The sequence below is a fragment of the Lentilactobacillus sp. genome (assembly GCF_040773105.1).
Classification (GTDB): domain Bacteria; phylum Bacillota; class Bacilli; order Lactobacillales; family Lactobacillaceae; genus Lentilactobacillus; species Lentilactobacillus parabuchneri.
Window position 1 is genome coordinate 1 of the sequence record NZ_JAXGWW010000105.1, and the last position, 6,969, is coordinate 6,969.

8 protein-coding genes and 1 pseudogene are annotated in these 6,969 nt (G+C 43.8%); all 9 read right to left on the reverse strand.

Features of this window, described 5'->3' with window-relative positions; genetic code table 11:
• Positions 1-140: metal ABC transporter permease (locus AB3112_RS06715; RefSeq protein WP_367334158.1), on the reverse strand; the 140-nt coding region annotated here is incomplete at its 3' end.
• On the reverse strand, positions 133-816 hold the full coding sequence (locus AB3112_RS06720) for a metal ABC transporter ATP-binding protein (RefSeq protein WP_084974881.1): 684 nt from the start codon (positions 814-816) through the stop codon (positions 133-135). The genes AB3112_RS06715 and AB3112_RS06720, both read right to left, overlap by 8 nt.
• Before the next feature lie 160 nt (positions 817-976).
• Positions 977-1,846 carry a 4-(cytidine 5'-diphospho)-2-C-methyl-D-erythritol kinase gene (ispE, locus tag AB3112_RS06725; protein WP_057908948.1) on the reverse strand — a complete coding sequence of 290 codons (870 nt, stop codon included), beginning with the start codon at positions 1,844-1,846 and terminating at the stop codon, positions 977-979.
• Between the two features lie 136 nt (positions 1,847-1,982).
• Positions 1,983-2,231: a Veg family protein gene (locus AB3112_RS06730; protein WP_057908949.1), complete on the reverse strand. Its 249-nt coding sequence runs from the start codon at positions 2,229-2,231 to the stop codon at positions 1,983-1,985.
• A gap of 97 nt (positions 2,232-2,328) precedes the next feature.
• A complete protein-coding gene (gene rsmA, locus AB3112_RS06735; RefSeq protein ID WP_084974879.1) occupies positions 2,329-3,219 on the reverse strand; it encodes a 16S rRNA (adenine(1518)-N(6)/adenine(1519)-N(6))-dimethyltransferase RsmA in 891 nt (296 codons plus the stop codon).
• A complete protein-coding gene (rnmV, locus tag AB3112_RS06740) occupies positions 3,212-3,778 on the reverse strand; it encodes a ribonuclease M5 (protein WP_057908951.1) in 567 nt (188 codons plus the stop codon). Before rnmV ends, rsmA begins: the two co-directional genes overlap by 8 nt.
• Positions 3,775-4,551, reverse strand: a complete 777-nt coding sequence (locus tag AB3112_RS06745) for a TatD family hydrolase (RefSeq protein ID WP_084974877.1) — start codon at positions 4,549-4,551, stop codon at positions 3,775-3,777. Before AB3112_RS06745 ends, rnmV begins: the two co-directional genes overlap by 4 nt.
• A 104-nt stretch (positions 4,552-4,655) precedes the next feature.
• The gene (gene metG / locus AB3112_RS06750) at positions 4,656-6,683 is read right to left on the reverse strand and encodes a methionine--tRNA ligase (protein WP_367334157.1); all 2,028 of its coding nucleotides are present in this window, start codon (positions 6,681-6,683) and stop codon (positions 4,656-4,658) included.
• Positions 6,684-6,840: 157 nt separating this feature from the next.
• Positions 6,841-6,969, reverse strand: a pseudogene (locus tag AB3112_RS06755) (DUF72 domain-containing protein); the annotation flags it as partial.

Genomic DNA, 6,969 nt, shown 5'->3' on the forward strand with positions numbered 1-6,969 from the left:
CCCGCAAAGCCGATTTCAGAAAGTGTGTGCGTCATAAAGGGCATATTTCGTGCAACCACGAAGACGCCCATGATGCCACTGACAATTGCAATCAACGTCCCCGCCAAATAGGCGTTTTGCATAAATTCAAGACTAAACATATTCGCCCTCCTTTGAATCATTATGCAGCTCATCAATTGGGCCTTGCGTGTATCCTTGTTTGGTCAACCAGAGGAAGTGATCCGGATACTCGTGAATGACTTGCATATCATGAGAAACAAAGATCACGGTCAACCCAAGCGCCTTGTTTAGTCGAAGGACGACATCCAACAGTTCCCGCTTGGTATTTGGATCCAAACTGGCCGTTGATTCATCGAGAATTAACAGGTCAGGATCGTTAATGAGTGCTTGTGCCAGATAAGCCTTTTGCTTTTCACCACCGGATGCCAATCCAAGCGGCCGTTTGGCAATGTGGTCCAGGTTCACCTGCTTGATCACAGATTGAACCTTTGCCTTTTCTTTTCGAGACAACCAGGGCAGCTTAATTCCGGTAAAGTTTAGCGAGATAAAATCTTCAATTGATAATGGGTATTCAACATCAACGTTTCGAAATTGAGGAACATAGCCAATTTTGAGACCTGGTTTGATGTTGATTTTACCGGCTGAGGGCCTTAACTGCTTTAAAATAAGTCGGACAAGGGTCGTTTTTCCCACCCCATTTTCGCCGATAATCCCTAAAAACTCACCGCGGTGGACCTTAAAGCTCAAATCTGAGAGCACTAGATGATTCGGAAAGCTTAATGATAATTGTTCTACTGAAATTAATGTTTCATTCAAATGAAACGACCTCCGCAACTTTGTAAAAGGTAATTATTACTATTTTAGTTTAGATGAAAACAAATTTTTGTCAATCGCTGTCAGCACATAAAAAGGGTTGCTTGAACAAAACTTAAGTTTTGCTGGCAACCCTATGTTGTTAATGATATCCGTTTGTCGGTTAAATAACCGGATCCGTCTCGCATTCCGGCTGGGCAATATAAGCTTCGTTGCAAAATCCGGAAATGCTGTTGTAAACCCGATGAGCACGCGATTCTGTGCGACAAATGCCAAAAACAGTTGGCCCACTTCCGCTCATTTCAGAACCATCCGCGCCGTACTCAATCAATCGCCGCTTGAGCGTGGCAATCTGTGGATGACTGGCAGCCGTGATAACTTCTAATGAATTGCCAATATTTTCGGTGATTTGATCGTAGTTTGCTGATTCAATCCCCATTAATAAGGCGTCAATATTTGGATGCGTGATCTCGGTATGAGCTAGTCGTTTCAAAATTTTGGGTGTCGATACACTCACATTGGGCTTGGCAAGGACAAACCACATCTTCGGTAATTTGTTAAGCGGGGTCACTACTTCTCCCCGACCACTGACAAGCGCGGTTCTGCTATACACACAGTAAGGAACATCCGAATCCACGTGCAGACCCAAACGGGCGAGTTCGGCCAACGATAGGTTGGTTTCAAAAATGCAATTAAGGGCCCGCAACACTGCGGCTGCATCAGATGAGCCGCCACCGAGCCCAGCTGCAACCGGAATGTTTTTTTCGATAACAATATCCAAACCGGACTTGATATTCATTTGTTGTAAAAACAGGTGGGCAGCTTGATACGCCAGATTACGTTTATCATTCGGCAAAAAGCCACTATCGGAGCGGATGGTAATCGACCGGGAATTTTGAGTGGCCACCTGGACGTGATCACTTAATCCAATCGAAGTCATGACCATCCGCCACTCAATTGTCCCGTCAGCATGAATAAAGGGGACATCCAGCCCTAAGTTTAACTTAGCCGGTGCCCGCATAATCATTTTCAATTCGCCTCGCCCCCTCCACTCATTCACTAATAACAAAATTATACTAAATTATTAATAAAATGTCAGTGAATAAGTTGGATTTGGGTAAAACAAAAAGGCCTCACGGGCCCCAAATTGATTATCCAACAAGATGGCATTAGACTGCCTGGATATGATCAAAGTCAACTTCAATGTTTTTCGTCAAAATATCAGTATAACTGTATGATACGCGCTCGAAGTTGGCCTTCCCCGGGTCTAATTCGACAACAAAAACAGCCGGGAACGTTTCCCTCAAAATTCCCGTTCGTTTAGTCGTCTTTCTTCTCCCGATTTGAGAAGTTACGAGTACATGCTGGCCGATATGATCGTCCATCTTATGCTTAATCACAGATAAAGTCACTGGCATCCTATTCACCTCACGATGGCTAATTATACCACAAGAGTAATAGAAAAGCAATTTTTACCACAAATCAGGTCATCTGACAACAATAGAACGATGAGAATTAGATTAGATTTGTCGAAGTATGAAAAGCATTTGCCATCGTGACAAACTGTTCCACGGTGAGACTTTCCGGCCGATCACTTGGATCAATTGCGACCTGGTTTAAAACTTCCTTAATCGCCGCTTTCCTTTCAGGTGTTTTACCAAAAACACCCTGTAAATTATTCCAAAGTGTCTTCCGCTGATGCATGAAGCATCCCCTGACAAAACTAATAAATATTTTCGAGTCGAAAGGTGTGACTTTCCGGTCAGTTTTCGGTGACAGCTTCACAATCGCTGAATCAACTTTGGGTTGCGGGATAAAGGCCGTCTTTGGGACAATAAACGAAATTTCGACATCGTTTAATTCTTGGACAATCACAGACAAAGACCCGTACGGTTTTGTTGAAGGCACGGCCGTCAGTCGTTCGGCAACCTCTTTTTGCATCATGACAACAATCGCGTCAAAGGTCACTTGACCGGCAATCAGATTCATCACAATCGGCGTCGTAATGTAATATGGCAGATTGGCAACAACTTTCAGCGATTTATTAGCATCAAATTCCTGTGAAATAATTTCAGGTAAATTCGCTTTTAAAATATCCTGATTGATAATTTTTATGTTATCGTACGGTGCCAAAGTTTCGCTTAAAACCGGCAACAAGTTGGCATCAATTTCAAACCCCAAAACTTTGTTGGCTGCTTTAGCCAGCTGCTCCGTCAAGCCGCCAATTCCAGGACCAATCTCAATCACGTTATCATCCTTGGTAATCTGAGCCGCTTCAACAATGTTGTCTAAAACATCTAAATCAGTCAAGAAATTTTGACCGAGGCTCTTCTTAGCTGACAGATGATACTGGTTCAAAATCGCTTGGGTCCGCGTTGGACTGGCAATTTGTGGGTATTCAGTCATTTGAATCCTCCTTATCAATCTGCTTAACAGCAGCCAAAAACTGGTCACGGGTAATGCCAAACATTCGCAGCCGGTGTTGCAGCTGCTTGCCATTGACGTAGCCGATTCGTAACAGCTCGCCAAGTTGTTCCCGCCGTTTTTTGGCGCTTGGATTGCCCATTAAGCCCTCATGCATGAGTTCTTCTCGAGAAATCAACTCAGCGGCCGAATCATCTTCCGTGTAAACTTTGCTGAGCGCTTCGCGAATTGACTCGATACTGGCATGCTCTACGCCAAGTGACCCGTCAGATCGGTTGGGAACCCCCTGCTTCTTGGTAATAAATGCATGCTTTGCATTGGGAACTTCAGCTGAAATTGTTTTGCGGATTTTTTCGCCGGAAAAATCCGGATCGGTAAACACAATGATTCCCCGGGTTTCGGCAACCTTTTTAATCAGATCCAACGTTTCATCTGGAATCGCTGATCCCCTTGTCTCGATCGTATCGGCATCAACTGCTCTTTGAATTCGTTTCGTGTCGTCTTTTCCTTCAACGACAATCACTTCTTTTATTTTTTTCATTTATCCTCAATTCCAAATAATCTCAGTGCATTGTGATAGGTGTAATCAGCAATGACATCCGGATTAACATCACAAATTCTGGCAATCGCTTCAACCGTGTACAACGTGTACGCCGGTTCATTTTGTTTACCGCGCATGGGCTCCGGTGCCAAATACGGTGCATCCGTTTCGACCAGCATCTCATCAAACGGAGTGTTTCTGACGGCGTCATGAACCTCGTGGGTCTTCTTGAAGCTGGCAACACCGCTATAAGAAACCAGCATCCCCAAATCCAGAAATTTTTTAAGCCATTCAACATCCCCATTAAAGCTGTGCATCACGCCACGAATATCTGAAACGTCCATTTCTTTAAGAATGGCGTAGGTATCTTCAAACGCATCCCGGTTATGAATCGAAATCGGCAGGTGCAATTGCTTGGCAATATCAATTTGACGCTTGAAGACGCGTTTTTGGACTTCTCTTGGAGACGTTGTTTGGTGATAATCAAGCCCGATTTCACCTACCGCAACGACTTTAGGACTCTGGAGCTGTTCAATCAGCAGTTTTTCCTCAGCCTCATGATAGTGAATCGAGTCTTCCGGATGCCAGCCAATAATCGAATACATGTCGTCATATTGTGCCGCCAGTTCGAGTGATAAATCATTGAGCTTTTGGTTAGAACCCACGTTGGCAATCTTAACGACGCCCAAATTTTGAGCGTGTTGAAAGTACTGATCTGCTTGTGGATACAATTGTGAATCATTTAAATGCGTATGTGAATCAAAAATTTTCATTTCTTACTCCATGTTCATCGATAAAAATAGGGATTGTGACAAAACTTGCGTCTTGTTTCCAATCCCTAGTTTTCACTCCGATTAGCTTGCCACAACTACTTGATTTATTCCAGTGTGACCCCATTTTCGAGGTGCGAGCCAACTGTAACCAATTCAACGTTGCCATCTTTATGTTCAACTGATAGCAGCATCCCTTGGCTAACCTGGCCACGCATTTTTCTTGGCTTCAAATTCGAAACAATGATCACTTTTTTGCCAATCAATTTTTGATAATCCGGATACCACTGGGCAATCCCGGATAAAATCTGGCGATCGCCGTCATCTCCGGCATCAAGTCTAAATTGAAGCAGTTTATCTGCACCTTCAACCCGGTTGACGTCTTTAATTTCAGCAACCTTCAGTTCGATTTTTTCAAATGCTTCAAATCGAACTTCCTTCTTAGTCAAATTCAAATTGGTTGTTTCCGGATCAAAATCGGCTTCCGCAGCCTCCTTCATCGCAGCCCGACCTTTGGCTTTATCCGTCTTTGTCATTTGCTGCTTGATGAAGTCGACTTCATCATCAACTTCAACCCGTGGGAAGATTGGCGTCCCTTTAGCCACACATTTTGCGCCGGCAGGTACGTCTTCAAATCGAAGGTTCTTCAAGTTAATGTCTTCTTTAATCCCAAGCTGGGTAAAGATTTCTTTCGGTGCGTGAGTCATGACCGGGCTGATCAGCTCGGCAATCACACGTAAGCCGGCAGCCAAATGGGCCATCACAGAATCAAGTTTTTCTTTATCATCAGGATTTTTGGCCAAATTCCAAGGTTCGGTTTGGTCAATGTATTTATTGGTTTGGGCAACCAATTTCCAAGCTTCTGCCAACGCGTCTGAAAAATGCAGCTCGTCCATTAACTGTTGGTAATTGGTGATCACGGTGGAAGCAGTGTCTTCAAGCTCACGATCTGCTTCATTAACGCCTGATTTGAAGGTTGGAATAATCCCATCTTCATACTTATTAATCATCGAAACGGTCCGATTTAATAAATTCCCCAGATCGTTGGCCAAGTCGAAGTTCAAGCGGTCAATAAAGTCTTCCGGCGTAAACAAGCCGTCATTGGCATACGGCATTGCCCGCAACAGGTAGTACCTGAGTGCGTCCAGCCCGTATCGGTCAACCAACGTTTCTGGATAAATCACATTGCCCTTTGACTTGGACATCTTGCCGTCTTTCATCAACAACCAGCCATGACCATAAACCGTCTTGGGTAGTGGTAACCCAAGTGCGTGCAAAATGATTGGCCAATAAATCGTGTGGAAACGGACAATTTCTTTTCCAACCATTTGAACATCGGCTGGCCAATACTTTTTGAAATTGGTATTGTCTTTTCCGTCATAGCCTAACGCGGTAATATAGTTGGTCAACGCGTCAATCCACACATAAACCACGTGTTTGGGATCTGATTTAACCGGCACTCCCCAAGTAAAGGTTGTCCGGGAAACTGCCAAATCTTCCAAGCCGGGTTCAATAAAGTTTTTGATCATTTCGTTCATTCGAGTTGCCGGCTGAATAAAGTCCGGATGCTCTTGGTAATATGTCCGCAACCAGTCAGCGTACTTACTCATTTTGAAGAAATAAGACTGTTCGTGGACCAATTGAACTTCGTGGCCACTAGGCGCCTTGCCGCCAATCACCTTACCGTCATCATCACGGTAAACTTCGGCGAGTTGACTTTCCGTAAAGTACTCCTCATCGGAAACCGAATACCAACCTGTGTATTCACCAAGGTAAATGTCGCCTTGATCCAACAGTTGTTGAAAAATATCGGCAACTGCTTTTTCATGGTAATCATCCGTTGTTCGAATAAACTTCGTGTTGGAAATTTCCAACTTTTTCCAAAGCTGTTTGATGGACCCTGCCATCTTGTCAACGTAATCTTTGGGAGACATGCCCAGCTGTTCTGCTTTTTGTTCGATCTTTAACCCATGTTCATCAGTTCCAGTCAGGAAAAATACGTCGTAGCCCATTGCGCGTTTGTACCGAGCTTCGGCATCACACGCGATGGTGGTGTATGAATTTCCAATATGTAATTTTCCTGATGGATAATAGATAGGAGTTGTGATATAAAATGTTGGCTTACTTTCTGCCATGAAAGTACCTCTTTTCACATTTAATTAATCTTTAATTTAATACAATCAAGTATAGCAAATATTTTTTAGAATGGCGATGAGATTTGCACGTCGCCAAACTTTGCATAGTAATAACGACCTCACTGAACGAGCAGTCTATTGATCACACCATTAACGGTTAAAACAAATTCATCTGAAGCGGCCCGAGCCCACCAAAGGTTAATCCGAGCATCTCCTTGAGCTGCAGGGCATTATCTGCCGCGTCACCGCCGGAATTATTGTTGAAAATAACGCAAACTTCATCTAC

Excerpts from the sequence above, each read along its gene's own strand:
- AB3112_RS06730 (WP_057908949.1), bottom strand. The coding sequence starts at position 2,231 with ATGCCAGTGACTTTATCTGTGATTAAGCATAAGATGGACGATCATATC.
- rsmA (WP_084974879.1), bottom strand. The coding sequence starts at position 3,219 with ATGACTGAATACCCACAAATTGCCAGTCCAACGCGGACCCAAGCGATT.
- rnmV (WP_057908951.1), bottom strand. The coding sequence starts at position 3,778 with ATGAAAAAAATAAAAGAAGTGATTGTCGTTGAAGGAAAAGACGACACG.
- AB3112_RS06745 (WP_084974877.1), bottom strand. The coding sequence starts at position 4,551 with ATGAAAATTTTTGATTCACATACGCATTTAAATGATTCACAATTGTAT.
- metG (WP_367334157.1), bottom strand. The coding sequence starts at position 6,683 with ATGGCAGAAAGTAAGCCAACATTTTATATCACAACTCCTATCTATTAT.